Origin of the sequence: Bacillus sp. FSL K6-1284 (genome assembly GCF_038002625.1) — a bacterium.
In the GTDB taxonomy this organism is placed as follows: Bacteria; Bacillota; Bacilli; order Bacillales; family Bacillaceae; genus Bacillus; species Bacillus paralicheniformis.
In genome coordinates this window covers 3,412,431-3,438,306 of the sequence record NZ_JBBOCW010000001.1, presented here as the reverse complement: position 1 = coordinate 3,438,306, position 25,876 = coordinate 3,412,431, and the positions used below count along the sequence as shown (strand labels likewise).

The 25,876-nt window shown below is 44.0% G+C and carries 26 protein-coding genes; 19 read left to right on the top strand and 7 right to left on the bottom strand.

The genetic code is table 11. From position 1 onward, the window contains the following. The first annotated feature begins 33 nt into the window (after window positions 1-33). The 6 genes from essC to MHB72_RS17615 all read left to right on the top strand — a co-directional run bounded on the left by essC (window position 34) and on the right by MHB72_RS17615 (window position 9,893). Window positions 34-4,518: a type VII secretion protein EssC gene (gene essC, locus MHB72_RS17640; protein WP_216919613.1), complete on the top strand. Its 4,485-nt coding sequence runs from the start codon at window positions 34-36 to the stop codon at window positions 4,516-4,518. Further along, window positions 4,515-7,508: a type VII secretion protein EsaA gene (gene esaA, locus MHB72_RS17635; RefSeq protein WP_216919615.1), complete on the top strand. Its 2,994-nt coding sequence runs from the start codon at window positions 4,515-4,517 to the stop codon at window positions 7,506-7,508. Before essC ends, esaA begins: the two co-directional genes overlap by 4 nt. Further along, a complete protein-coding gene (essA, locus tag MHB72_RS17630; protein WP_025809752.1) occupies window positions 7,498-7,986 on the top strand; it encodes a type VII secretion protein EssA in 489 nt (162 codons plus the stop codon). Before esaA ends, essA begins: the two co-directional genes overlap by 11 nt. Window positions 7,987-7,998: 12 nt before the next feature. Next, window positions 7,999-8,454, top strand: a complete 456-nt coding sequence (locus tag MHB72_RS17625; RefSeq protein ID WP_023856164.1) for a hypothetical protein — start codon at window positions 7,999-8,001, stop codon at window positions 8,452-8,454. A 20-nt stretch (window positions 8,455-8,474) separates the two neighbouring features. After that, window positions 8,475-9,206, top strand: a complete 732-nt coding sequence (locus MHB72_RS17620; protein WP_020452804.1) for a (S)-benzoin forming benzil reductase — start codon at window positions 8,475-8,477, stop codon at window positions 9,204-9,206. 156 nt (window positions 9,207-9,362) lie between these two features. Beyond that, window positions 9,363-9,893 (top strand): HD domain-containing protein, encoded by a 531-nt coding sequence (locus MHB72_RS17615; RefSeq protein WP_020452803.1) that lies wholly within the window; start codon window positions 9,363-9,365, stop codon window positions 9,891-9,893. On the opposite strand, the gene MHB72_RS17610 is transcribed toward MHB72_RS17615, so the two are convergent. The 3 genes from MHB72_RS17610 to MHB72_RS17600 all read right to left on the bottom strand — a co-directional run bounded on the left by MHB72_RS17610 (window position 9,890) and on the right by MHB72_RS17600 (window position 13,002). Further along, window positions 9,890-11,353, bottom strand: a complete 1,464-nt coding sequence (locus tag MHB72_RS17610; protein ID WP_145654515.1) for an esterase/lipase family protein — start codon at window positions 11,351-11,353, stop codon at window positions 9,890-9,892. The genes MHB72_RS17615 and MHB72_RS17610 overlap by 4 nt on opposite strands. Window positions 11,354-11,499: 146 nt before the next feature. Next, entirely contained in the window at window positions 11,500-12,396 is an 897-nt protein-coding gene (locus MHB72_RS17605) for an alpha/beta hydrolase (RefSeq protein ID WP_216919616.1), read from the bottom strand. 171 nt (window positions 12,397-12,567) lie between these two features. Further along, window positions 12,568-13,002: an Rrf2 family transcriptional regulator gene (locus MHB72_RS17600; protein ID WP_216919619.1), complete on the bottom strand. Its 435-nt coding sequence runs from the start codon at window positions 13,000-13,002 to the stop codon at window positions 12,568-12,570. Between the two features lie 187 nt (window positions 13,003-13,189). Between MHB72_RS17600 and MHB72_RS17595 the strand changes: the two genes are divergently transcribed. The 7 genes from MHB72_RS17595 to MHB72_RS17565 all read left to right on the top strand — a co-directional run bounded on the left by MHB72_RS17595 (window position 13,190) and on the right by MHB72_RS17565 (window position 18,975). After that, window positions 13,190-14,299, top strand: a complete 1,110-nt coding sequence (locus tag MHB72_RS17595) for an AI-2E family transporter (RefSeq protein WP_149169275.1) — start codon at window positions 13,190-13,192, stop codon at window positions 14,297-14,299. Window positions 14,300-14,355: 56 nt separating this feature from the next. Beyond that, window positions 14,356-14,577, top strand: coding sequence for a spore germination protein (locus MHB72_RS17590; protein ID WP_020452798.1), 222 nt, complete (start codon window positions 14,356-14,358; stop codon window positions 14,575-14,577). 73 nt (window positions 14,578-14,650) lie between these two features. Further along, the gene (locus MHB72_RS17585) at window positions 14,651-14,899 is read left to right on the top strand and encodes a YueH family protein (protein ID WP_020452797.1); all 249 of its coding nucleotides are present in this window, start codon (window positions 14,651-14,653) and stop codon (window positions 14,897-14,899) included. 93 nt (window positions 14,900-14,992) lie between these two features. Next, window positions 14,993-15,394 carry a YueI family protein gene (locus MHB72_RS17580; protein ID WP_216919621.1) on the top strand — a complete coding sequence of 134 codons (402 nt, stop codon included), beginning with the start codon at window positions 14,993-14,995 and terminating at the stop codon, window positions 15,392-15,394. Between the two features lie 144 nt (window positions 15,395-15,538). Then, window positions 15,539-16,090: a cysteine hydrolase family protein gene (locus tag MHB72_RS17575; protein WP_216919623.1), complete on the top strand. Its 552-nt coding sequence runs from the start codon at window positions 15,539-15,541 to the stop codon at window positions 16,088-16,090. A gap of 17 nt (window positions 16,091-16,107) precedes the next feature. After that, a complete protein-coding gene (locus MHB72_RS17570; RefSeq protein WP_023856157.1) occupies window positions 16,108-17,577 on the top strand; it encodes a nicotinate phosphoribosyltransferase in 1,470 nt (489 codons plus the stop codon). Window positions 17,578-17,754: 177 nt separating this feature from the next. Further along, window positions 17,755-18,975 (top strand): EAL and HDOD domain-containing protein, encoded by a 1,221-nt coding sequence (locus tag MHB72_RS17565; protein WP_020452793.1) that lies wholly within the window; start codon window positions 17,755-17,757, stop codon window positions 18,973-18,975. Between the two features lie 42 nt (window positions 18,976-19,017). Here the strand turns inward: MHB72_RS17565 and MHB72_RS17560 are convergent, their stop codons facing one another. After that, the gene (locus MHB72_RS17560; RefSeq protein WP_224146417.1) at window positions 19,018-19,365 is read right to left on the bottom strand and encodes an SDR family oxidoreductase; all 348 of its coding nucleotides are present in this window, start codon (window positions 19,363-19,365) and stop codon (window positions 19,018-19,020) included. 485 nt (window positions 19,366-19,850) lie between these two features. Between MHB72_RS17560 and degQ the strand changes: the two genes are divergently transcribed. The 6 genes from degQ to MHB72_RS17530 all read left to right on the top strand — a co-directional run bounded on the left by degQ (window position 19,851) and on the right by MHB72_RS17530 (window position 24,719). Beyond that, window positions 19,851-19,991 carry a degradation enzyme regulation protein DegQ gene (gene degQ / locus MHB72_RS17555; protein ID WP_003184860.1) on the top strand — a complete coding sequence of 47 codons (141 nt, stop codon included), beginning with the start codon at window positions 19,851-19,853 and terminating at the stop codon, window positions 19,989-19,991. Between the two features lie 187 nt (window positions 19,992-20,178). Continuing rightward, complete coding sequence (locus MHB72_RS17550; RefSeq protein WP_023856156.1) at window positions 20,179-21,048, top strand: polyprenyl synthetase family protein; 870 nt, start codon at window positions 20,179-20,181, stop codon at window positions 21,046-21,048. Between the two features lie 14 nt (window positions 21,049-21,062). After that, entirely contained in the window at window positions 21,063-21,227 is a 165-nt protein-coding gene (gene comX / locus MHB72_RS17545; protein ID WP_023856155.1) for a competence pheromone ComX, read from the top strand. A 39-nt stretch (window positions 21,228-21,266) separates the two neighbouring features. Further along, window positions 21,267-23,588: an ATP-binding protein gene (locus MHB72_RS17540; protein WP_216919625.1), complete on the top strand. Its 2,322-nt coding sequence runs from the start codon at window positions 21,267-21,269 to the stop codon at window positions 23,586-23,588. An 86-nt stretch (window positions 23,589-23,674) separates the two neighbouring features. Continuing rightward, on the top strand, window positions 23,675-24,313 hold the full coding sequence (locus MHB72_RS17535; protein ID WP_003184849.1) for a response regulator transcription factor: 639 nt from the start codon (window positions 23,675-23,677) through the stop codon (window positions 24,311-24,313). A gap of 16 nt (window positions 24,314-24,329) precedes the next feature. Next, window positions 24,330-24,719, top strand: a complete 390-nt coding sequence (locus MHB72_RS17530; RefSeq protein WP_009329508.1) for a hotdog fold thioesterase — start codon at window positions 24,330-24,332, stop codon at window positions 24,717-24,719. Window positions 24,720-24,755: 36 nt separating this feature from the next. On the opposite strand, the gene mnhG is transcribed toward MHB72_RS17530, so the two are convergent. The 3 genes from mnhG to MHB72_RS17515 are packed head-to-tail and all read right to left on the bottom strand — an operon-like array spanning window position 24,756 to window position 25,874. Further along, window positions 24,756-25,130 (bottom strand): monovalent cation/H(+) antiporter subunit G, encoded by a 375-nt coding sequence (gene mnhG / locus MHB72_RS17525; protein WP_023856153.1) that lies wholly within the window; start codon window positions 25,128-25,130, stop codon window positions 24,756-24,758. Next, window positions 25,114-25,398 carry a Na(+)/H(+) antiporter subunit F1 gene (locus MHB72_RS17520; RefSeq protein WP_003184842.1) on the bottom strand — a complete coding sequence of 95 codons (285 nt, stop codon included), beginning with the start codon at window positions 25,396-25,398 and terminating at the stop codon, window positions 25,114-25,116. The genes mnhG and MHB72_RS17520 overlap by 17 nt, the downstream gene beginning before the upstream one ends. Beyond that, window positions 25,398-25,874, bottom strand: coding sequence for a Na+/H+ antiporter subunit E (locus tag MHB72_RS17515; protein WP_020452787.1), 477 nt, complete (start codon window positions 25,872-25,874; stop codon window positions 25,398-25,400). The genes MHB72_RS17520 and MHB72_RS17515 overlap by 1 nt, the downstream gene beginning before the upstream one ends. Between the last annotated feature and the right edge of the window lie 2 nt (window positions 25,875-25,876).

Genomic DNA, 25,876 nt, shown 5'->3' with positions numbered 1-25,876 from the left:
CGAAAACACCTGTTGTTGGCAGGAGGCGGGGAAATGAGTCTGTTATGGATTTTTTATCATAAAAACTATCAAAAAATAAAACTGGATGATCAGAACAGCCGCACGCTCACCATCGGGCCGGATTTGAAACATTCTGTCACGATCAAGCATTTTTCGTTTGAAAAAGGCCCGGTGGTACTGGAAAAGCAGAAGGACTCAGACGCTTTCAACGTGCAGCTGGGAGGGGAGACTGTTTCTTCTTTAAAGCTTGGCGGAAAGGCGTCCGTCCAAAGCGGCGCTGAACAGCTGACACTTTTTTTAGCCGAAGAATCCGACAGCGTTCCCGCCTACTATTTGGGAGAGAGACAGGAAGTCGTCATTTCTTCCCTTGATCAAGAAGCGGATGTTTATTTCAATGAAACGGATTCATTCTTTGGAGAAAAAGGTACATTCTCCTTCATCCGCCTCGACGGGCGATGGAATGTCCTGCCGAATGGCGCCAAAATTTATTTGAACGGAGAAGAAGTGTCTGCTTCGGTCTCCGTGCAAAATGGAGACGAAATCGCATTTGGACTGAATATTCTTCGCATCATTGAAGATGACCTCTTGGAAATCGAGGGGTTCGGGCAATATGATACGTCTTTGGAGAACATTCTCAAGCCGAGCTCCGAGACAAAAAATAAATATCCGCAATACCGCAGGCCGCCGAGAATGATTTACGATCTGCCGGATGAAAAGATATCCTTCAGCTTCCCGGCACAGGAAAGCGACGGAGACAACAGAGGCTTATGGCTGATGATTCTGCCTCCGATCGTCATGCTGCTCGTCATGGGGATCGTGGCGCTCATTCAGCCGCGGGGAATCTTTATCATCGTCTCCCTTGCGATGTTTATGATGACGCTGATTACGTCAACCGTGCAGTACTTCCGGGACAAAAATCAGCGTAAAAAAAGAGAAGAAAAAAGAGAGCGAGTCTATACCCTTTACCTTGAAAACAAAAAGAAAGAGCTGCACGAACTTGCAGAAAGGCAAAAGTTCGTCCTTGATTTCCATTTTCCTACATTCGAGAGAATGAAATATTTAACAAAGGAGATCAGCGGACGGATTTGGGAAAAATCGATTGAAAGCGCCGATTTTCTGCAAATCCGCCTTGGAACGGGAAATGTTGCATCTTCATACCAAATCAATTTGAACGGCGGAGATTTGGCCAATCGCGATACAGACCATCTCCTTGAACAAACGCAAAAAATGGAAGAGGTCTACAGAGAACTGAAAAATGCACCGATCACCGTGAATCTTGCTGAAGGCCCGATGGGCGTCGTCGGAAAATTGTCCGTCGTCAAAAATGAAATTCATCAGCTTGTCGGCCAACTCGCATTTTTCCACAGCTATCATGATTTGCGCTTTGTCTTTATTTTTGACGAAGCCGAGTATCAAGAATGGGAATGGATGAAGTGGCTTCCGCATTTTCAGATGCCTCATATTTATGCGAAAGGGTTTATTTACAACGAACAGACAAGAGATCAGCTCCTTTCAAGCATATATGAAATTTTGAGAGAACGGGATTTAGATGAAAACAAAAAGAATACTTTGTATAAGCCGCACTTTGTGTTTATCATCACAAATCAGCAGCTCATCGCGGAACACGTCATTTTAGAATATTTGGAAGGCAAGCAGAAAAACCTCGGAGTGTCGACAATCGTGGCGGCAGAGACGAAAGAAAGCCTGTCCGAAAACATTCATACCCTTGTTCGTTATATTACTGAACAGGAAGGCGACATTTTGATCAAGCAAAAGAAAGCCGTACAGATCCCGTTTCAGCTGGATCACCACAACAGGGAAGACAACGAACTGTTTTCCCGGACGCTGAGAACGCTTGACCACCAGACGGGCATGACGAATTCGATTCCTGATACCGTATCGTTTCTCGAACTGTTCCAAGTGAAGGAAGTCGATGACATCGGTATTGGCCAAAAATGGTTGACAAGCGAATCGGCCAAATCTTTGGCCGTACCGATCGGCTATAAAGGAAAAGACGACATTGTTCATTTAAATCTTCACGAAAAAGCCCACGGCCCCCACGGGCTGCTTGCCGGAACGACCGGTTCGGGTAAAAGTGAATTTTTGCAGACTTATATTTTGTCTTTGGCCGTTCACTTCCACCCGCATGAAGTCGCATTTTTGTTAATCGACTACAAAGGGGGCGGAATGGCGCAGCCGTTCCGGAACATCCCGCATTTGCTCGGAACGATTACTAACATTGAAGGCAGCAAGAACTTCAGCAACCGGGCGCTGGCGTCCATTAAGAGTGAGCTGAAGAAAAGGCAGCGGCTCTTTGATCAGTATAAAGTCAACCATATCAATGACTATACAAAGCTTTACAAACAGAAAAAAGCGAAAACGGCGATGCCGCACCTTTTCTTAATTTCAGACGAATTTGCCGAGCTGAAAAGCGAAGAACCGGAATTTATCCGCGAGCTTGTCAGCGCGGCAAGGATCGGCCGAAGTCTCGGGGTGCACTTAATCTTGGCGACGCAAAAACCGGGCGGCATCATCGACGACCAGATTTGGAGTAACTCCAGATTCAAGGTCGCCTTGAAGGTTCAGGATGCGAATGACAGTAAAGAAATCCTTAAAAATGGGGATGCGGCTACCATCACGGTAACGGGCCGCGGTTATTTGCAAGTCGGCAACAATGAGGTGTATGAACTGTTCCAGTCTGCATGGAGCGGCGCCCCTTACATGGAGGACGGCTACGGCACAGAGGATGAAGTGGCGATCGTCACAGACACCGGTTTAATTCCTTTGTCAGACGTTGACGCCGATCATACTGCGAAAAAAGAGGCCGTAACGGAAATTTCCGCAGTCGTCGAACAAATTGAACGGATTCAAGAGGAAATGGGAATCGAGAAGCTTCCGAGCCCTTGGCTGCCGCCTCTTGAAGAGCGCATACCTAAAACACGCTACCCGTCTGAGGAAGCGGATGCCTTTAACTTTGCTTATATCGATGAACCTGAGAAGCAAAGCCAGGAGCCGATCAGCTATCGCATGATGGATGACGGCAATATCGGCATCGTCGGATCGTCAGGCTACGGAAAATCCCTGACCGCTACGACGTTCATGATGAGCTTTGCCGAACAATATACACCGGAAGAATTGCATTACTACATTTTCGACTTTGGCAACGGAACGCTGCTTCCGCTTGCAAGGCTTCCGCATACCGCGGATTATTTCTTGATGGACCAAACGAGAAAAATCGAGAAATTCATGGTCCGGATCAAGGCGGAAATCGAGCACCGGAAAAATCTTTTCCGCGCAAAAGAAATCAGCCATATCAAGATGTACAATGCGCTGAATGAGGAAAAGCTGCCGTTTATTTTCATAACGGTCGACAACTTTGACATCATTAAAGACGAAATGCATGAACTTGAAAGCGAATTTATCCAGTTTTCACGCGACGGCCAGTCGCTTGGAATTTATTTAATCCTGACCGCGACAAGGGTCAATGCGATCAGACAGTCGCTCTTGAACAACCTGAAAACGAGGGTTGTCCACTACCTGATGGATCAGTCTGAAGCATATTCGATCATCGGAAGGCCGGAATTCAGCCTTGAACCGATCCCTGGACGCGTCATTATCAATAAAGAAAACCAATACTTCGCACAAATGTTTATGCCTGTGGAAGCGGACAATGATATCGAGCTGTTTGAACGGATCAAATCCGACATTCAGGCGATCACAGAACGGTCGGAAGGCATGAGAAAGCCGGCGCCTGTGCCGATGCTGCCGCTGGAGCTTTCCGTTACGCAGTTTGTGAGAGATTATCCGCTTCAGCCTGAAAGAGGCCTTATTCCAATGGGACTCGATGAAGAATCTGTCGAACCGGTATACTTTAACCTTGAGAAAAATAAGCACTGCCTCATCATGGGTCAGACGCAGCGCGGAAAAACAAACGTCATCAAGATCATGCTCGAGCACCTGCTTGACCATGACACGAAAAAAATTGCCGTGTTTGATTCGATAGACAGAGGGCTTTCTCAATATGCGACAGAGGATCAAATCAGCTATCTTGAAACAAAAGACGACATTATGCTCTGGCTGGCTGAGACGGAAGAAATTTGCCGGACAAGAGAAGCGATGTATTTGGAAGCCGTTAAACAAGGCGAAATCGCCAACCTTGATTTTTCACCGATGGTCTTTATCGTCGACGGACTTTCACGGTTCCAGCAGACGATCGACGCATCTATTCAGGATAAAATGGCGATGTTTATGAAGTCATACGCCCATTTAGGCTTCCACTTTATACCTGCCGGAAATCACAGCGAGTTCACAAAAGGCTATGATTCGCTGACAAGCGAAGTCAAGCAGGTCAGACACGCCATGCTATTGATGAAAAAATCCGAGCAGAATTTGATTCAGCTCCCATATGAACGCCAGGAGCCGGAAATTCTCCCGGGCTTTGGCTATATCGTTGAAAACGGCAAAGAGAGGAAAATTCAAATTCCTTTATGTGCCGTAGAAAGGAAGAAAACGAAATGACGGAACAACAAAAAAGCACGCTGAAAATTATCAGCGCCTTCGTCACGATCATCTTGCTGCCCGTCTTGTTCTTTCATTTCATCGGTGAGAACCCGACGAAAAAGGTATCGAACGCGACAAGGGAAATCGCTGTCGTCAATGAAGATACCGGCATTTTGAAAGATGACGGAACCATTGATGAAGATGCGCTGCTGGGGAACGAAATCTCGGCTTCCCTGGTTGACCGTCCGGACTATAAATGGACGGTCGTCAACCGGAGCGCAGCAGAAAGCGGACTTTCGGAGAAGCAATACGATGCGATTGTCTACATTCCGTCGGACTTTTCGCAAAACATTTTAAGCTACAACCATGAGCGTCCACAAAAAGCGGAGCTGGAATTTAAAATTCAGGACCAGCTTGACGCCGTCAACAAGGAAAAAGTCCAGCGCGAACTTCAAGACGCGCAAAAAACGGTGAGCAAAAAAATGTCTTCCCTGTATTGGCGCTTTGTCAAACAGGGAGTCAAAAAGGTCAGAAAAGAGTTTGACAGTATCGTAAACAAAGAATCAGAGTTCCAAAACGCGATGTACAATTTTTACAAGCCGAGCTCCAACAATTTAGCGGGCGAAGTAGAAAGACAAAAAGAGATGATCGACAGACTGAAAGAATCGATCAATGAAACAGAAGGCACATCAAAAGAGCGCAACGCAGGCGTAGAAGAATCCAAAAAACAATTGGACAGCTTCGTCGACAACGTCAATCAGTACAAACAATATCAAGAAAAGCAGTCGGAACTGCTTCAAGCTGCACAAGCGGACAGTGAAGGCCAGATCCAAGACGGCCTTACGGTGATTAAGGAAAAGCAGTCCATCGTTGCTAATCGCTTCAGTGATAAAATGAACGGAATGACGACGGCATTTGGAACTTTACAGAATCAGTTTGGATTAGCTGTGAATTCGAATGATAATTTGCAAGAATACCGATATAATCGGGTTCCACAGAATCAACTTGGTAAGATAAGCACTTTACAGAGTGAACTGATTTCTAACTATAAAAGAGAAGCTAGACAAGTGACAATAAATAATATTGAATCTAATTCTGACATGTTAAAGTATCGTGCGGAATTGTTTAAATCTGACAATAAAGAAACGCCAAAAGATGAAGACCCTGGAGATGATGGAAAAGATGATTCCGGTGAAGATGACGATAGTAAGAATATCGAAATAAATTTAGACGATGAAACAGCCGAGCTTGAGAAAATTTCAAAAGAATTAGAGGAATTGTCTAATAACATTCAAACTCCAAATAAAGAAGATACGGAACCTTCATCCGGGGAGTCTGGAGACAATACTTCGGATCCCGTAAATACAGATCAAACAGACGAAAATAATGTTGATGATACAAATAATGAAGATCCACCTTCTGCAGGAGAACATCCTGATGAACAAGACGGTAATAATCTTGAAGAGTTAAAAAAAGAGTTAAATAACATTTCTGTAAACATTGCAGATGTAAAGTCAAACATTGATCAAAAAACAAAAGAGCATAATGAAGAACTTAAGAAAAAAATTGATAATTTAGATGAAACAGTAACGAAACTAAATGATAAAATTGATGAATTAAATAATACTGTAGATAAGCTGAATAAAAAGTTTGAAGAGGAAAGAGACAACAATTTTAAGAATATATGTAATAATATAATGGAGCTCGAAAATGAGTTGAAGGATTATGATATTAGCCCTGAAGTGAAAAAGGTTTTTGAAAATCAGGATTTTGTTAATAGAGACATTAATCAATTAATGGATTACTATAATCTATTATCAGTCTATCATGCTACAGTAACAGGGAAATTCAAAGCGAGTTCATCGCTTGAAGAAGGAATGCTCCAAAATAGCAAAGATAAAGTTGATACCGTCCTCAGAGTCGATGAAGACGAAAACACAAAATGGGAAAACCTAAAAAACAACATGCTAGCCACTAGCGAAGATGTTGAAGCTTACACAACAGACATGACCGATTTCGTCAAAAGCTACGGCGATTTCATTAGTGAGAAGCAGACTGACGTGCTGAATGAACTCAGCACGATTTCAGAACGAGCAAATGCCGTATCTGAACAGCTGCGCAATCCGGAAGGCGCCGGAACGGCGGTCATGCAGGGAGACGCGACAGATGGAACGATGGTCATCAGCATGCAGGATACGCTCGGAAATGACATTTTGCAGCTGTCTAACATGCTCGGTTCCTTGTCGGAAACGCAATCAGGCGTCATCGAGTACACGGGCAATATTCAGGAAAGTGTGAACGATGTTCAGAAAAAAGCGGATACCCTGAATTCAAATTGGGGCCAAAATGTCGCGACGACAAAGCTGATCCGCGGAGACGTGTACGGCATTCTCGGCAATGCGTTCGGAGGAAACGACGGATATGTATACGATCATCTGGCAAGTCCGGTGAAAATCAGCGGGGATGTTCCAGAGTCGAAAGCGCAAAACGTACCGCCGGTCGTCATTCTCGTGATTGTGATGCTTTCCAGCTTGCTGATCGGATATTTTAGCCACCATTATCAAAATGCTCCGCTCTTAGTCAGAGGCGCGCTGTTTGGCATTTTGAATATTATTGTCGGACTGATGATCAGTCTGTTCGGTTTGAACATTTACTCACTCGCAGACGATCAGGCCGTCATGTGGTCGGTCTTTACGATCTTGCTGCTGGTCGCAAGTTCAGCCATCATCCGGACGGCGTTTATGCTGGGATCGATCGCAGGCGGAATCGCAACAGCCGCTATGGTGCTGTTCTATGTAGCGCCGCTGCTTGACTTGGCGATGCCGAACTTCAGCTTTAACAATCCGGTATCAACCGTATATATGTCGATTCAGTACGGAACTGGAAGCCAGTTTGCACTCGGAATCGGAGCATTAATTTTAATCACGATCATCGCGATTGCTGTTCCTTTTATTATCGATTTTGCAAAATCAAGAACAGAAGAAAGCGAGACTGACCATGATGCTTAATGCGAAATGGGGAAAGAAGGGGATCATGGCAGTCATGCTCTCCTTCTTTCTTTTCACTCCGTTCGTGAAGGCGGAGGAAACCGATAAAGTCGATGTAAAGCCAAACGAGTATGAAAAGCAGGATATTAAAATCGAGACGGACTATCTTCAGGAAGAAGAGACGGAATACAAGGAAGAAATATCAATTCCAGAAGAACTGAAGGAATTCTCATTTACAGATTCGAAAAAAGAAGATGCCATCGAAAAGCTGAAAAGCCTGTCCGGAAGCTTCACGAATGAAAGCAATTCCGTGGCGTCAAAGCTGAAGCAGCTTGACCTGTCATTCTCGGCAAATCCGTCCTTATCGGGACGGGAAGATGACGCTGCGGAAAGCCGGCAATCCATCTTCCTGCCCATTTTATACGGTCTGCTGATCCTCTTATGCATCGCAGGTCTGTTCTTTTTGATTCCGAAAGTCAGCGGGCAGCAGAAAAAATAGGAGCGCTCACCAATGAAAAATCCGAGGTTCTATAAGGTGCTATCTGCATGGTTAGCTTTTGCATTGGCGTCGATTTGGTTATTAATGCTTGTGGCAGTACATGGGCTGCTCATATTAGAATCCATTTTCTATTACATTGTGGTCATCTGCACATTAGGCATCATTTTACTGATATACCCATCGATGAGGGAGGGACACGATCAGGCAATGGCGGACTTTGTCCACTACGGTTATGGCTTGCTAGGCTCGGGTGTGGCACTCGCCATCATGATCTTTGCTTTGATTCGCATTTTAAAAGGGAAATGCGGTTCATGGACGCAAGGTCTGCTTGTTTTTGGGGCAGCTCTCCAGCTGATTGTGTTCGAATGGTTCAGTTTACTGACAGCGGTTTTTTACGTGCTCGCCGCGTTTCTTCCGGAACAGAAAACCGCTGCACTTGAGAAGCAGGCTGATGAATCAGTACAATAATGGATAAGGAGGGACGCCGTATGCATTTATCCATTGTTACCGGAGCGTCAAAAGGGCTTGGCGCCGCGATTGCCGAAGGGCTTTTGCAAAAAGGCCATATTGTTCACGCTGTCTCAAGGACCAAGTCTGAAGTCAGTCATGAGAGGCTGATCCGGCATGAGGCTGATCTGACACAGCTCGTCGAAACAGAAAAGTGGTTTCGGCAATTGACAGAATCTGTCCAAGCCCGCGATTTTACTTCGATCACCTTGATCAACAATGCGGGTATGGTGACGCCGATCAAGCGCGCCGGTGAAGCTGAACTGGAAGAGCTGAGGCTGCATTATGACTTGAATTTGTTAGCTCCGGTGATTCTCAGCCAGCTGTTTACCAAATGGCTCAAGCCATACAAAGGCAAAAAATCGATTGTCAATATATCATCAGGTGCGGCCAAAAATCCTTATAAAGGATGGAGCGCCTACTGCAGTTCAAAAGCGGGGCTCGATATGTTCACGAAAACATTCGGCTTTGAACAGGAAGATCAATCTGATCCGGTGAAAATGATTTCTTTCTCACCGGGGATCATGGATACCGGCATGCAAGAGGTAATACGTTCATCATCGAAAAAAGACTTTCATGAAATTGAACGATTCAAAACCTATCAAACAGAAGGAAAGCTGAGAAGCACGCCTTACGTCGCCGGCGTTCTGCTCGATCTGCTTGAGACCGACTTTGAAAACGGCAGAGTGTATGACATTAAAGAGTTTTTGTGAAAAATAAAAAACAAGCACATCAAATCGATTGTGCTTGTTTTTATTTTATTATGGCGCCAGCTCATATAGCGGAATTTTAAATATGATGTGTCAGATCAATTGAGATTTACATGAAAATATGTTAGGATTCTAAAAATATATAAAGGAGGGGTTTACATGAGAAACGTAACATTAGTGGATGTATTCACCCATCCAATCGCACAAAAATATTTAACACGCTCCGGTGTAGCTCATGCCGTAGCCTGCGCTTACCACGCATACCGCCTGGCGGTGCGAGCGGGAGTAGACCCTGATATCGCGACAAAAGCGGCTTTGCTGCACGATATCGGTCATTATGAATGGTATACCGACGGGGAATGGGATTATGAAAAATACAAGCAAAACGACATTCACGCGATAAAGGGTGCCGAGCGCGCTCACAAGCTGCTGATCCGCCTCGGCGAAGATCGGAAAGCGGCAAAAGAGATTGCTTTGGCGATTTTGCTTCATACGGATTCCTATTTGCCAGAAGGGGACCTCGATAAAAACAAGCTGCAGGAAATCGTCAAAAAAGCGGATGAGCTGGATGAAGAGCCGGGCGGAAACCACCATTACCGCAAAATTGATCATAAGCTGGCGCTTGAAAAGATCAGAAAACTTGACCGCATGGTCGATGAATCTTTATCTCCCATGAAAAGAACGGTTTAATCGGACAAAGGGCTGTTTTCAAACTTCTCCCCTTTGTCATTTACATAAATAGAGCGGATGATCGTCCTGTTAAACGGCGAGTTGTCTGCCGTTTTTCCTGAAAGGTCGATCGTCACCGAATACAAGCCCGCTTTTTTGAATGACAGGCTGTTTTGCAGCGCATTGATGGAAGCTGGTTTCAGCGACTTTTTCTCGGCCTGTTTTCCGTTTTCATAGCGGATAGAACGAACGGACGCCTTAACATTTGCAAGATTTGCCGATTCTCTGGTGACTGCGTTTTTAATTTGCTGGTTCAGAGGAGAATCGAACGTCACAATGAACAAAAACGCCTCTTTTTGTTTGACAGATGATGCGATCTTCCATGTACCTGCTGCCGGATTTTTAATGGCAGCGGAATGGACGAATCCCCCTTCAAAAACATCCGCCGTCTTTGCTTTTGAAAAATCTTTGAGCGGTTTGCCGTGCGGATCTGTCAATTTGATATTTCCCGAGGAATGATTGCTCAGCCAGTGAACGGTTATTTCCTTGACGCCTTTTTCAACGGCGAATTCCTCTTCTCTCAATCCATGATTTTCCCCTCCTCTGATGAAAGGGTACGATAGGTTTTCCTTGATGGCCGCTGTTTCATTTGCATATGCCTGAACCGTCAATAAAGGCATAAATACAGGAAATGTGAGGTTTCCTTTAATAATCGAGAAGTGATCCCACTTCCCTGTATTCAGGTTTGTGGCGTAAGGGAGTCTCGCATTTTTTTCGGTGACGGCACCGTCATTTTCGCCAAACATGTTTAAATAGACGCCTCCAAAAAATAAAACGCTGCCGAACCCGCCGATTTTATTGCCTGCCAAGGTGAAATATTTGGTTTTCGATCGATTGGGATGATTGTCGGTCTGATCGCGGAACGATTTCATAAACCCTGTTTGGAGAGAGTAAACGGCGGCATTTTTCTGGCCTAAAATATCGGCGAGCCATCCTGCCCAGCTGCTGTAGGCAAGGTCTGCCAGCTGCGAACCGTGATGGGGGGTTCCGAGCGTAATCAAGCGCTCGACATAATGGTATGCGTTGTGATGAATCAGCGCCGACTGACTGTCAATTCCGCCTTTGCTGTAGGAAACGAGAATGACCTTGCGGCCGAAATGCTGGTAGATTTCGCGCAGTTTCGCGGCCAGCATCGCTCCGTTATCCTGCATGTCTTTATCGGGGTGGAGATCGATAAAAGCCGCATCATATCCGTTTTTCCACGCCTGCTCCGCCATGTCATTTTCGTCAAACCAAGCGCTTGAAGAGCCGTTTAATCCATGGACAAATACAATCGGCGGTTTTGCGGGATCAGGATGTTCAACAGGGTCTCCCGCGAACCAGTGACCCGGATCGCCTCCTCCTCCTTTAAATCCTCCCGCTTTCGATACATGCGGATACACGACCAGCAAAACAAGCATGAGCAGTACCAGTTTTTTCATCGTTGTTCACCTCATGGTTTTGTTGTAAGCGTTTTCATCTTATTTTCTGAAGGTGAACTTTATACCGATATACTGAAAAAAATTTAGAAAATATTCATAAAAGATAGGAATATACACTGAAAGGCCGGATATCCGGCCTTCAATGTTCATGCTTTTCCACGTTTTAAATGTTTGCGGAAGAATGATTTGACGATGTCAAGGGTATGAGCCTGGGTAAAACCGTTATGTCCGGCCCCGTTTATTTTATACATAAGGGCTTCATGGCCTTCTTTTATTAAGGCTTCAAACAATTGGACGCTTTGTTCATAAGGGACGACATCGTCCTGATCCCCGTGCATGATCAGAATGGGGGGCGCGTCCCTGTGAACATAGCTTATCGGACTCGCTTGTTTCGCCTGTTCTCTGTTTTCTTGAACAGGTCCGCCGATCAGCTTGGATTCCGGTGAATTGGGTGAATCATGGTCGAAGATGGACGGATACTTGCTCATGGACAGAAGATCAACCGGGCCGAACCAGTCCGCAACCGCATCGACTTTGCTCGATACATGACGGTATTCGTCCTGGCCTTCTAATTCTTCAATTCCTTCGGTCAATCCAAGCAAAAGAGCCAAATGGCCGCCTGAAGAATCCCCCCAGACTCCCACTCTATCAGGATCGATGTTATAGCACTCGGCATTTGCTTTTAAAAAGCGGACAGCTGTTTTCACATCATGAAGCTGAGCCGGAAACACCGCCTCTCCGCTGCCTCTGTATTGAACGCTTGCCACGACATAGCCTTGCTCGACAAATGGAACCAGCTGGGGGATAAAGGCGGATGTATCCTGTTTTGTCCACCCCCATCCGCACCCTTGCAGATAAATAATCAGCGGGTATGTTTCTTGATTGCCTTCCCGGTTAAATAACGCATCCATTGGATTGCGGCGCACCAGCAAATGTAATGTCAAAGAAGTGTCTTTCACTTTTGTGTACTCAATATTCGGTATGAGCTGAATGTAAGAGTTGGTGTTTTGCTCCCAGTTGATTTCTTTTATATGATTCGTCATGTTAAGTCCTCCCTTAATGTGCTAGAAATCCGAATTCGTCTGTGTTGATCACATGGTACCCACCTCCTTTTATTCTGTTGTAATGAATAATATTACAACGAGGCGAAAAAATATAATACCAGACGCTAGTTGTAAGTGTGGTTATTACAACGAGTCGAAAAAAATCATGCCTCATTGAGAAGCATTCTTTTTTTGGATAATCAGATCAGTCAATTCTTTTATAGAAATTTCTTTGAGTATAGTCTCCATGGCTGTTTGTGCTTTTAATAAAATAAGCTCAAGAACCTGGTGGATATTCGCGCCAACCCAGCAATCAGGATTGGGATTTTCGTGAGTGTGAAACAGTTCGCCTTCACCGACAACTTCGACGGCTTTATAGACATCATACAAAGAAATGGCGCCGGCATCCCGTAATAAGTGCGCGCCGCCTGTGCCGCGCTTTACTTCAATCAAGGCCGCTTTTTTCAGCAATCTGCTGATTTGGCGGATGATGACCGGATTGGTATTGACGCTGTCTGCGATTTGCTCTGATGTCAAATGGTCGCTTCGGACTTGCATCAAGGATAACATATGTACGGCTATCGTAAATCTGCTGCTGATCTTCATCAAATCACCCTTCCGTTGTAATTATTGTATTTACAACGGATGAAGCTGTCAATCTTTTTTGCTCAAAAAGGTGTTGAAATGAAACCCTGTCAAAGCTTTTTCGTATGAATGGAAGGAAAACAGTTGACAGACGTTAGTGTGAATAGTAGTTTTTAGATTAATGAAAAAAGCCGGGAGGAAACAAAGCTTGTTTAAATCAAAAACCCATTTTTGGACGCTGCAAATTTTATTGGTTCTTCTTATTATTTATGTGTCGACAAAAGTGTCTTTTCTTTTCGAACCGATCATTGTATTTGCATCGACTTTATTTACTCCGATTTTAATTGCGGGAATCTTGTATTTTATATTCAATCCGATCGTGCGGTTTCTTGAGAAAAAGCTGCCGAGAACGCTGTCCATTCTGCTGATCTATTTGGCGTTTGTGGCATTGATCGTGTTTGTGCTGTCAGCTGTCGGTCCTGTGTTTACAAAGCAGGTGACCGATCTGTTTAACAGCATTCCGTCCTATGTGAAGCAGATCCAGATTTTCATTAAGCAAATGTCGAATTCGCAGTGGTTCACTTGGATGATGAATCAGGACTTCGTATCGGTTGCCAAAATCGAAAGCTCAATCGGCGAATATCTGACGAGCCTGCCTGAGAATATTACAGGGAGCCTGTCTTCTGTATTCGGTGTTGTGACCAACATTGCGATCACGGCTGTTACCGTGCCGTTCATCCTGTTTTATATGCTGAAGGACGGCAACCGTTTCCCGAATTTGGCTGTCAAGATTCTGCCTGACAAGTACAAAAATGAAGGACTGAAAATTTTTAAGGATTTGTATGAGACGCTGGCGGCTTACATTCAAGGACAGTTGATCGTTTGTATGTTTGTCGGAACGGCTTGCTTCATCGGTTTTTGGATCGCCGGTGTGAAATACGCGCTGATTCTCGGCGTGATTATTGCCGTGACGAATATTATTCCATATGTCGGACCGTTTCTTGGAGCGACACCGGCTGTCATTATCGCTTTTCTCGACTCGCCGACGAAAGCACTCATCGCGCTGATCATCGTCGTTGCCGTTCAGCAGACTGACGGAAATCTGCTGTCGCCGCTGATTATCGGCCGCCGCCTGAATACGCATCCGCTGACGATCATCCTTTTATTAATCGGCGCCGGAAGCTTCGGAGGCATTCTCGGCATGATCCTGGCCGTTCCGGCTTATGCCCTGCTCAAGGCTTTTACATTGAATATCGTCCGCCTTGTCCGTTTAAGGCAGAGGTATAAAAAAGAAACGGCGGAAAATGCTGAAGTCTGAACGTTTTGCCCATTTTCACATATGATGCTAATAAATTGAATGGCGGAGGTGTGAAGATGCCGGCGATCGTCGGACCGATTTTTATCAGGCAAGTCGTTGATGACAGCGCAGCCTTCTTTGGAGATGTGTTTGCCATTTCCCCGAAGTGCACGGATGTTTCCGGAGGAGGAGCGGGTACATTTTTAACAGGGGACTACGGTTTGATTCAAAACAATAGCAATAAAACATCCTTCACAGATGCGGATGTGATCGACGGTTTCAAGTCATTGAACCTGTGACAGCCTCTTTTAAAGAGGCTGTTTCTTTTTTATAGTATAATGGGAAAAAAGATAGATAAGGCAGGTGACAAAGATGAAAATAAGGAAGGCAAACATCTTGAACAAAGATCAGATGATCACAGACGTTTACCTCCATGAAAATAAAAAGGAATTTCATACGCTTGTGGCTGTGCCGCAACTGGAGTGGAGTAAGCTGATTTCTTATGAGGAAGAAAAAGCAGAGCTCGCCGAAAAGCTTGACCGGTCATTGTCGAAAGTGGCTGAAGCGGATGCGGCCGAGGAGCTGTCCAAAAAGATTGTACAATGGGTGACCGAAATGTAGCCCGGGCTCATGCCCGCTGTTTTCATGGGCATACTGATAAAAAAACGCAGCTTAAAACAAGCTGCCAGCAAGATAAACTGGAGGGTCTAAGACGTGAGCGACCAATCAATGGATCAATATTTACAGCAGGGAATGTATGGACCACGCGAAACGAAGCCGGATGAACGCAGACTGTTTTTAGGCTCGCTGAGGGAACGGGTTATCATCGCATTGACGAAAGGACAAGTGCTGCGTCCGCAGGCATACCGCGAAGTCATCGATGCGCTTGGCTCAAAAGCGGATGCGACATTATTGCTGAACGGTGAAATCGACTACTCTCATTTATCTCCTTACATCAAGGAGTCCAATAAACAAGGTGTTTCTTTTTCCATCGTGTCCGACCAGCAATCAGATACTCCCCTTGGACTTGTCCTCGCAGCGCGCGAGGCTGTAGATAAAGAATCGATTTATGTTCAGGACGACATCTTTGAGCAGTCGGTTTTAAACAAGAGATGAGGCACGGGTTTTTGTTTTTTTCTGAAAAAGAAAAAACCCGCTGCTGGCGCGGCTTTGCAGCCATATCCGCTTGATTCGCCATTCACTTGTCCGTTTAGATAAGTTATAATGTTACCTATCATACAAAAGGCGGGGAGGGCGGCAATGAAAAAAGCTCTTATATGTATAGATTATACAAATGACTTTGTCGCAGCTGACGGAAAGCTGACGTGCGGAGAACCAGGCCGGGAAATCGAAGACGCCGTGACGCGTCTCGCGGAAACGTTTATTCAAAACGGCGATTACGTCGTATTTGCAGTCGATTCACACGAGGCCGGCGATTCGCATCATCCGGAAACCCCTTTGTTTCCTCCACATAATATAAAAGGTACATCAGGACAGGATTTATACGGAAAGCTTGAAGCGCTTTATCGAAAACACGAACATGATCAGAATGTCTATTACATGGAAAAAACAAGGTACTCTGCTTTTGCCGGGACAAACCTCGAGCTGAAGCTTCGTGAAAGGGATATTAAAGAACTGCACCTCGTTGGCGTATGCACAGATATATGCGTGCTCCATACCGCAGTAGACGCTTATAATAAAGGGTTTAATCTTGTCATTCATCAAAACGCAGTGGCTAGCTTTAACCCGGACGGGCACGACTGGGCTCTTTCTCATTTTGCAAACACCCTGGGAGCCTCAGTGTCAGATTGAGGAAGGAGAAATGAAGGTTGGAACACCGTTTTACAGACGACAGTCTAGCACTACACACAGACCTATATCAAATTAATATGGCGGAAACGTATTGGCGCGACGGCATTGATCAAAAGAAAGCCGTTTTTGAACTGTTTTTCAGAAAGCTCCCTTTTGACAGCGGTTTTGCCGTTTTTGCCGGTCTTGAAAAAGCGATTGAGTTTTTGCGGGATTTCAGATTTACTGAAAGCGATTTAGTTTATTTAAAAGAAGAGCTGGGCTTCAAAGATGACTTTCTCAGCTTTTTAAAAGATATGAGATTCACCGGTTCGCTTTATTCCATGCAGGAAGGCGAAATCGTGTTTGGAAACGAACCGATCATGAGGATCGAAGCGCCTTTGGCCGAAGCGCAGCTGATTGAAACGGCTCTGCTCAACATTGTGAATTACCAAACATTGATCGCGACAAAAGCCGCGAGAATCAAAAGTGTGATAGGAGATGAGACGGCGCTCGAATTTGGAACAAGGCGCGCGCATGAAATGGACGCGGCGATGTGGGGAGCAAGGGCCGCGATTATCGGCGGGTTCGATGCGACAAGCAATGTCCGCGCCGGCAAGCGTTTTGACATTCCGGTATCGGGCACGCACGCCCATGCGCTTGTTCAAGCCTACCGCGACGAATACACGGCATTTAAAAAATATGCGGAAACCCATAAAAAATGTGTCTTTTTGGTCGATACATATGATACGGTGCGTTCCGGCATTCCAAATGCAATCAAAGTGGCGAAGGAATTCGGTGATCAAATTGAATTTTCGGGAATCCGCCTGGACAGCGGAGACCTCGCCTATTTGTCCAAGAAAGCGAGAGCCATGCTGGATGAAGCCGGATTTACAGATACAAAAGTCGTCGCCTCAAGCGATCTTGATGAGTATACGATTATGAACCTGAAAGCCCAGGGCGCAAAAATCGACGTCTGGGGCGTCGGCACAAAGCTGATTACCGCTTATGATCAGCCGGCTCTCGGCGCGGTTTACAAACTCGTTTCCATCGAAGAAGACGGAAAAATGGCAGACACGATTAAAATTTCTTCGAATCCGGAAAAAGTGACGACTCCAGGCTTGAAAAAGGTGTACAGAATCATCAATCAGCTGAACCATCATTCAGAAGGCGATTATATCGCTTTGGACTATGAAAAGGTCAATGAACAGGAGCGGCTGAAGATGTTTCACCCCGTTCATACGTTTATCAGCAAGTTTGTGACGAATTTTGATGCGAAAGACCTTCACCAGCCGATCTTTGAAAAAGGCGAGCTTGTTTATGAGAATCCGAGCATTCAGGATATTAAGCGGTATGTTCAAGAAAATCTCAGTTTGCTTTGGGAAGAGTATAAGCGGATCAGCAAGCCCGAAGAATATCCTGTCGATTTAAGCGAAGCTTGCTGGAACAACAAGATGCAGCAAATTCACGAAGCAAAAATCAAGGCGAAAAAAGGTCTGGATCAAGGTTGACTCTGTAAACGATAGTTTTTAATATAACTGGGGATTGAAACAGATAATTTCTTCGGGGATTATCTGTTTTTCAATATTAAGTTCAATATTTGGGCGGATTTTTTAAGCGGACGGGATTTGCTCATTTAATTGATATACTTAAAAGCGAAGGCACCTCAGTCGCTAGGGGGAAAAAGAATGAGGGTATTCGTTGCCAGACAGCCAATATTCAACAGAAAAGAACAAGTTGTCGCATACGAGCTTTTATACAGAGAGAGCGAGAAAAACTTTTTTTCCGGTATTGACGGTGATCAAGCGACAACAGAATTGATGATTAACAGCTTTTTAAACATTGGAATCGATAAATTGACAGAAGGCAAAAGGTATTACGTGAATTTTACCGAAGGTCTTTTGGCATCAGGGCTGCCGACTTATTTTGATCCGGACCAGCTCGTTGTAGAAATCCTTGAAGATGTGCCGATCACCCCTGAGCTTATCGAAAGGTGCAGGCATTTGAAAAGCCTCGGCTACACGATTGCCCTTGATGATTTTTGTTTAAAGCATCGCGTGGAGAGGGACTTGCTCCATCAGCTTTTGGCATCCATTGATATTTTGAAGATCGATTTTTTCAAAACGACGCGGCAGGAAAGACAGAGCATCCTTCGATCATGCCGGAACCACCGTCTGACGTTCCTCGCTGAAAAAGTGGAGACGCGAAAGGATTATGAGCAGGCTGTAAAAGACGGATTTCAACTGTTTCAAGGCTATTTCTTCAGCGAGCCCGCTGTGATTGACGGTCAGGACATTACATATCATTTCCATGCTTATTATGAGCTGCTGCATGAATTAAGCGAAGATCAGCCTGATATTGAAAACGTCACAAATATTATAGAACGCGATTTGTCGCTTTCCTACCAGCTGCTGAAGCTGTTGAACTCTCCGGCCAATCGGCCGATTCAAAAGATTAAAAGCATCCGCCAGGCTATCGTGCTTCTCGGATTTAAAGAAATCAAAAGGTGGATCTTCATCCTCTCATTTAAGGATTTAACGAAAAAACAAAACTCCAGCAAGAACGAAGTCGTCAAGATTTCGCTGATCCGCGCGAAGCTTTGCGAATTGCTGGCGAAAAAAACGAATCGCCCTCAGCCGGCTTCTTATATGCTGACAGGCATGTTTTCATTTATCGATACACTGCTTCACAAAGAACTGGCGGAAGTCATCAGCGAACTGCCGCTGACGGACGAAGTAGGACAAGCACTGCTCGGCAAAGAAAACGATTATCGAAAAATCTTGCGGCTTGCAAAATCGATCGAACGAAACGAATGGGAAGACAGCACGCCAGAAACAGAAGGCTTAACAAAAGATGAAGCGTATCAATGCTATCTTGAAGCCGTTGATTGGTGTCAAAAACTTTTATAAAAAAATTCCGGCTCCTTTTTAGGGACCGGAATTTTTTTTGCGCTAAGACCAACGCAGGAGGAGGAATATTCTGCTGCGGGGGCTGATAAGCATGATGCGGATGCCGTCGGGATCGAAAGAGGCATCAAGCTGGCTGCGGACGCCAGTTTGTCTGAGCAGGGAAAGGACGGTATTTTTTTGGTTGCTTTGGGCAGCCGTCATGATTTGGTGAGCCAAAGCACGCGATGCTGAAAGCCTGCTTAAAATTCTTTGTCCGTCAGCCATCAAGCCCTCCGCTTCTTTTGCCGAACGCGAAAAGGCGCTGGCTTCAACTTCCGGATAGACCTGCCGGCAGCGGATATGTTGGTATGGATGCATCCAAAAGCAATGAGAAGGAAGCAATATGAACACCTCGTTTCAATTTTTACGGGTCAAATTGCGGTTTTTGCGGTGTAAGGCGAAGGGTCGGTTTTTTTTAAGGGCCGAAATGCGTGTCGGTCTATTGCGTGTTTTTCGGTGGTGCATACCCGATCTGCGTTCCTTGAACAATCAAGTTTTTCTATTCCCCGCTAGTTATTACTTTAGACTCAATGTCGCAAAACGAACAAAAAATAACTGAACTTGCGGTGCTAAAGGGGTTTATTAGTGATCTTTATTTGATCCCTTTAAAAACAAACTAAAATTTTATGTTTCATTAGGAATTGAGAACTAATCGCAAGTCGTGTAGAATGGGTGTTATGGTCTATTTAAAGTTTGCGGTGTAACGCATGAATTTATATGCAACTTTTCGGTGAAAAAGAGACCAATTCCCTTTAAACTTGTATTAACAGATCAAATACCTATGACTCGTTCACTATACACAAATTGATTGATCTTCCAAAAGGAGTGTGGAATCGGTGGAAAAGCAACAAATTGAAGAATTAAAACAACTGCTTTGGCGGCTAGAGAATGAAATCAGAGAAACAAAGGACTCCTTGCGCAAGATTAACAAAAGCATTGATCAATACGATAAGTACACATATCTAAAAACCTCGTAAAAAGACTTGTTTCAGACAAGTCTTTTTTTTTTTGCAAACAAATCCAAAAAAAGGATATATTATTATATAATTGTTAAATAAAAAAATTGCTCTGTCAATCGGGAATTTGATTTAGTAAAATATTAAGAAAGGAGGGAGCACCATCTCTAAGCTTTTTTGTCTAGATCACAGTAAAATCAAGCAAAGAATGAATCATTTTATAGACGTTGAGATTCCCAACGCGGACTTAAATCGGACGCTGCACGCTTTTCTAGATGCAAAGGACCAGTTGCATTTCAGCGAGCTTGCTTTTTATCATTACCAAAGTTTCGGTGGCACGGACACTGATGCGGCGGAAACGCTTGGAGCGGGCATAGAACTTTTGATTCTTGCGTTTGATATATTCGATGATTTAGAGGATGAAGACAGCCCCGATGAACCTTGGATGAAAATAAACCGTTCAGTCGCAATGAATGCGGCGACTGCGCTTTATACAATAAGCATTAAAGTGATCAGTTCGGTGTCGAAAGAACCGGTGTTTTTTGAAAAACTGATGGAATATATACTTCAATCGATGCAGGGACAGCATGACGATCTCAGCAACCGGCCTGCCACTGAAGATGAATGCCTTGACATGATCAAGCGTAAGTCCGGGGCGCTGACGGCTCTGCCATGCGTGCTTGGGGCGATGCTTGCCACGGGCAAATTTGACCCGGCGGTGGAGAAGTACGCATATCAGCTGGGCATTGCTTCACAAATCGAAAATGATTATAAAGCACTTTTTTATGATTCAAAAAGCGATATCGCCAAGAAAAAGCGGACGCTTGCGTACTTATATTTGTCAAGAAAATTTAACCAGCCGTCGATTGATTTATTAAAAACATTTGAAACTGAGGATAAAATTGCCGATAAAGAAATAAAATGCTATAAAGAGAAATTGAAAGCAGCAGGCGTCACTCAGTATATGTATGTTATGAATCAGCTCGCTATTCAGAAATTTAAGAAGGGGATTGAGGAGTTGGAGTTGGGGGATATGGAAAAAGAACGTTTGATGTCTGCCCTGCTTAATAACAATTAAAGAGGAGACTATATATGCAAGATGTTGTGAACTTTTTGATGGAAAATCCCGATGTTTTAAAAAAAGTTGTTGATGGGGATGCTTGTTTACTAGGCATAGACCCAGAAAAAACAGGAGTAGTGGTTGACAGTATTAGATTATTAGGTAAGAGTTGGGGTGGAGGAGGATTTTGGATTTAAAATTCTTCCTATACTATCTACTATAAGGATGTAAAATTAATGCGTGTTAATTATAACAAACTATCTTTAATTATTATTTTGCTAAGCCTCTCCTTGGTTCCTTATATTATCTATGTAAATCTGCATTCTAGTTACCTTGGAATGACAATGCAATTTAATGAAAAAAATGAATATCAAGTATTCGAGATTGAAAAAGGGTCACTAGCCCAATCCCTAGGTTTTGAAAAAGGGGATGTTATATTAGAGATAAATGGAAAAAGTGTAGAAAAATTAAGGGCCGATGATGGAAAATTAGCTGATGAATTAAGTGATGTTAAATCTATGATCGTTGAAAGAGATGGAGAGATAGGGTTTGTAGAGACCGGATATGAATTGGTAAGTTATGAAAGCCTATTTCTATTTATCATTCCAATGATGTTTTATCTCCTTTCTCTTTTTTGTGTTTATTTCATAATAAAATCAAACAAAAGGTTAAATTCGGCTTCCGCTTTTATTTTAATTGTTTTTCTGCTTGTTACATCAACAGCTTATTCTTGTTCTGTGGGATCTGCAAAGGGAGATAGTTTAAGTATCTATATAACAATGATAACTTTTCAATTCGTTCCTGTTTTGTATCTCCACTATATTTATCAATATTTCAAGGAAAAAGGAAAAGAGTTTTTCAATAATAAAATATTTCTTTTCCTATATCCGGTGGGTTTATTGAATTTGCTATTGGAAATTTTCAGTGATAATTTGCAGATTTCTTATAGTTCCATTAAGCTCTTTAACTTGGTATCTTTCTTGTTTGTTACCATTATAGCCTTTGCTCTTATCATTTATGGTGTAATAAAAAATAAAGCTTCAGAGCAAGCCTATTTTTTAAGGATACTCGTTATCACAAATTTTGTTGCGTTTATTCCGTTCTTAATTTTCTATGTCATACCATATGTATTTATCGGGGATTATATATTCCCGGCAATGTTTGTCGTTCCTTTTTTGTTGATTATTCCTTTCTCATTAGTGTATCAATTTATTGCTACCAAAATATATGACATTGAATTCTTATTGGGACGTTTTAAATACTACGGATTGTTAGCCATTTTACCAAGCTTGACAGCTGTAGGTGTATTTACTTTAACACAAGAATTAAGTAATAGTTTGAATACAGTTAAAAACACTATATTTATCTATTTTATTATGTTAGGTGTTTTTTATCTCAAGGAAATTCTTGATTTTCGTTTCCGTTTAAAAAGGTTTTCTGAAAAATTTAATTACCAAGATAGTGTATTTAAGTTTACACAGCTTATACGAAGCTCGACATCGTTAGCTCAAGTGCTAAGGGAATTGTCTCAAACGATTCTTGATGTTTTACCTGTAAGTCAGGCTTATGTACTGGAGTTAAAGAGTGATGGAACCGTAGGGTTACTTGAAAATAATGCAAACGATCAAGTGTGGAAGCCTTATGAAAAAGAAGCTTTTAGGGCTATCACCGACATCGGCAAAATCGTCGAAGTCGACCGCGGATTTTTGATTAAGATCGGTGAACGGGGCGGGACTTCTTATGTCATGCTGTGTTTGTCGGTTTTAAATACGCCTAGGCTGACGCGCGATGAGATTTCGTGGCTTGAGACGCTGGCGTTTTATACGAGTGTTTCCCTGGAAAACGTCTTGAAAATCGGCGAGCTGATGGAGCATCTGGAACATGTGAAAAAAGAAGGGCCGAATCCGGCGTGGCTGAATAAATTGATGTTTGCGATTGAAGAGAAGCAGAGATCTGATTTGGCCCGTGATCTTCATGATTCTGTGCTGCAGGACATGATTTCCTTGAAGCATCAAAGCGAGATGTTTCTGGCTGATTTTGAAAAAGATAAAGTCTGTACGAATCAAATCAGGCAAAGGCTCATCAATATGAATGAGCAAATGTCCACCGTCATCCAGACGACAAGGGAAACGTGTCAGGAGCTGAGGCCGCAGCTGTTGTACGATCTCGGACTGGTCAAAGCCCTTTCGAAACTGGCGGCACAGCATCAGGAGTCCTCATCGATCGATAAGATCCGCCTCAATACGGAAAGGTTCTCAAAGGTGCTCGACCTGGACACGCAGCTGAATTTGTACAGAATTGTGCAGGAGCTTTTAAGCAATGCGGTTAAACACTCGAAAGCTAATGAGGTTTTGATTATGCTTGTCTGCATAAAAGAAAAAGTTGTTCTTCATTATGAAGATGACGGCATCGGTTTTGATCCGGACAAGCTTTATCAAAACAGCGCAAGCATGGGGCTGTCGGGTATTCGCGAGCGAGTCCGCGCGCTGAGCGGCAGTCTGGATATACAGACAGCAGAAGGGAAAGGCTTCAGGGTCGCCATTGAAATGGAATTGTAATGTTTAGTTAACATTTTTGCTTGGCATCCGCCAAGTTTTTTCTATAAAATGGTGATAGGGCAAGGTTACGCAAAAGGGAGGAAATTATGAGAAGATTACTTGTGATCGATGATCATCCGGCTGTCATGGAGGGGACGAAGGCAATTCTTGAAACGAACCAGGACTTTGTTGTCGATTGCCTCAGCCCTGAAGCCAGCGAACAATTTCTCAAGAAGCATGATTTTTCTGCGTATGACCTGATCTTAATGGATTTAAATTTGGGTGAAATCAACGGCATGGACCTATCTAAGAAAATCCTTGAGACGTGTTCATCATGCAAAATTATCGTTTACACAGGCTATGAAGTCGAAGATTATTTTGAAGAGGCGATTCGTTCCGGCATGCACGGCGCCATCAGCAAAACGGAATCGAAGGAAAAGATTATAGAGTACATATATCAGGTACTGGATAATAAAATTGTCGTCGATTATGATTATTTCAAGCAGCTGATTACACAGCAAAAATCGAAGTCAAACAGCCAGCAGACCCAGCACGATCTTTTGACTGAAAGGGAATGCCTGATCTTAAAAGAAGTCGAAAAAGGCTATACAAATCAGGAAATCGCTGATGCGCTTCATTTAAGCAAGCGGTCGATCGAATACAGTCTGACTTCCGTATTCAGCAAACTGAATGTAGGATCACGGACAGAGGCTGTTTTAATCGCGAAATCTGAAGGCGTACTTTGATGAAGGGACGATTGTAATGGAAACGAAACATACACTTCTTGAAGCGTTGGGAATCGAGTTGAAGGAATGCAGCAAAGAGCGGTGTGTTGCGGTCATGCCTGTCGACGAAAGAACGCGTCAGCCATTCGGTTATCTGCATGGAGGTGCGTCCGTTGCGCTTGCTGAAACGGTGGCAAGCATCGGGGCATATCAGCATATCGATCCAAAAGAGCAGGCATGCTTCGGGCTTGAGATCAACGCCAACCATATTAAATCGGTGAAAGACGGAACGGTTAAAGCGGTCGCAACGCCTCTGCATGTAGGCAAATCAACAATGGTGTTTCAAATTGAAATACGCGATGAGCAAGACAGCCTGATTTGCACGTCCAGGTGCACGATGGCGGTCATCAGCCGCCCTTCATCGTAAACCAAAAAAACTCGCCTTTTAGGGCGAGTTTTCTTTTTATAAATAGGAATCTTCCTTCTTTTTAATCAGAAAATTTCTGTTGCCTTCATAATCGTCCTGTACGCTTTTCTTTTCCATTTTTACGCCGGTGTTATAGGCGGCCCTTGCGATCAGGTGGGCGCCTACAGGAGACGTCAGAAATACAAAGACGATACCGAGCAGCACTTTGGCCGTAATGAAGCCGTGCAGAAACCAGAAGTAAAAGAATACGCCGAGCAGCACGCTGATGATCCCCAATGTCGCTCCTTTAGAAGCGGCGTGGATTCTTGAGTATACGTCAGGCAGCCGCAGCGTTCCAAAGGAAGCGGCTAACGATATCAGTGCGCCAAGAAGGACCAAGACGGCGATAAGCAATTTAGCGGCTTCGATCATTTTCGATAATCTCTCCTTTCTCAAGGAATTTAGAAAATGCGACGGTGCCGATAAAGGCCAGAATACCGATCAAGAGGATGACCTCCAAATATGCTGTCGTATTTAACAAGATGGACACGAGAGCCGTAATTCCGATCAGGTTGATGCCGATCGCATCAAGCGCCACCACTCTGTCCGGGATGCTCGGCCCTTTAATGACCCTCAGGACATACAGAAAAGTGGAGACCGCCAAAATGCCGAGTGACAATTGCAAAATAAATTCAAACATCAGCGGCTTACCTCCTTAATGGCCTCTTCAAACGAAATGCGGATATCACTGATGGCTTTCTCAGCATCATCGATATCGACCGCATGAATATAAAGAATCGAACGGTCATCAGAGATATCGACAACCAATGTGCCCGGTGTCAGCGTAATCAGGTTCGCCAATGTCGTGATTTCCCAGTCCGCTTTAAGGTCTGTCTTGAAGGCGAAGATGCCGGGCTTATTTTTTAACCTTGGGGATAAGATCGTCTTTAATACGCTGACGTTTGCGAGAACGAGCTCTTTAATAAAAATAAACAGCAGTTTAATGATCGCCCAAATGTTAATTAAGTAAAAGCGGCGGCGGAAAAAACGCCTCATCAGAAAGAGCGAGAATAATCCGATCACATAACCGACGACAAGCCCGGCAGCAGTGTAGTCATTGTTCAGAAACATCCAGCACAACGCAAGAATAAAGTTCAACAATATTTGTAATGCCATGC

Bases quoted from the DNA above. Each gene is read 5' to 3' on its own strand.
- essC (WP_216919613.1), top strand. From the start codon at position 34: ATGAGTCTGTTATGGATTTTTTATCATAAAAACTATCAAAAAATAAAA.
- esaA (WP_216919615.1), top strand. From the start codon at position 4,515: ATGACGGAACAACAAAAAAGCACGCTGAAAATTATCAGCGCCTTCGTC.
- essA (WP_025809752.1), top strand. From the start codon at position 7,498: ATGATGCTTAATGCGAAATGGGGAAAGAAGGGGATCATGGCAGTCATG.
- MHB72_RS17625 (WP_023856164.1), top strand. From the start codon at position 7,999: ATGAAAAATCCGAGGTTCTATAAGGTGCTATCTGCATGGTTAGCTTTT.
- MHB72_RS17620 (WP_020452804.1), top strand. From the start codon at position 8,475: ATGCATTTATCCATTGTTACCGGAGCGTCAAAAGGGCTTGGCGCCGCG.
- MHB72_RS17615 (WP_020452803.1), top strand. From the start codon at position 9,363: ATGAGAAACGTAACATTAGTGGATGTATTCACCCATCCAATCGCACAA.
- MHB72_RS17610 (WP_145654515.1), bottom strand. From the start codon at position 11,353: ATGAAAAAACTGGTACTGCTCATGCTTGTTTTGCTGGTCGTGTATCCG.
- MHB72_RS17605 (WP_216919616.1), bottom strand. From the start codon at position 12,396: ATGACGAATCATATAAAAGAAATCAACTGGGAGCAAAACACCAACTCT.
- MHB72_RS17600 (WP_216919619.1), bottom strand. From the start codon at position 13,002: ATGAAGATCAGCAGCAGATTTACGATAGCCGTACATATGTTATCCTTG.
- MHB72_RS17590 (WP_020452798.1), top strand. From the start codon at position 14,356: ATGCCGGCGATCGTCGGACCGATTTTTATCAGGCAAGTCGTTGATGAC.
- MHB72_RS17585 (WP_020452797.1), top strand. From the start codon at position 14,651: ATGAAAATAAGGAAGGCAAACATCTTGAACAAAGATCAGATGATCACA.
- MHB72_RS17575 (WP_216919623.1), top strand. From the start codon at position 15,539: ATGAAAAAAGCTCTTATATGTATAGATTATACAAATGACTTTGTCGCA.
- MHB72_RS17565 (WP_020452793.1), top strand. From the start codon at position 17,755: ATGAGGGTATTCGTTGCCAGACAGCCAATATTCAACAGAAAAGAACAA.
- MHB72_RS17550 (WP_023856156.1), top strand. From the start codon at position 20,179: ATGAATCATTTTATAGACGTTGAGATTCCCAACGCGGACTTAAATCGG.
- comX (WP_023856155.1), top strand. From the start codon at position 21,063: ATGCAAGATGTTGTGAACTTTTTGATGGAAAATCCCGATGTTTTAAAA.
- MHB72_RS17540 (WP_216919625.1), top strand. From the start codon at position 21,267: ATGCGTGTTAATTATAACAAACTATCTTTAATTATTATTTTGCTAAGC.
- MHB72_RS17535 (WP_003184849.1), top strand. From the start codon at position 23,675: ATGAGAAGATTACTTGTGATCGATGATCATCCGGCTGTCATGGAGGGG.
- MHB72_RS17530 (WP_009329508.1), top strand. From the start codon at position 24,330: ATGGAAACGAAACATACACTTCTTGAAGCGTTGGGAATCGAGTTGAAG.
- mnhG (WP_023856153.1), bottom strand. From the start codon at position 25,130: ATGATCGAAGCCGCTAAATTGCTTATCGCCGTCTTGGTCCTTCTTGGC.
- MHB72_RS17520 (WP_003184842.1), bottom strand. From the start codon at position 25,398: ATGTTTGAATTTATTTTGCAATTGTCACTCGGCATTTTGGCGGTCTCC.
- MHB72_RS17515 (WP_020452787.1), bottom strand. From the start codon at position 25,874: ATGGCATTACAAATATTGTTGAACTTTATTCTTGCGTTGTGCTGGATG.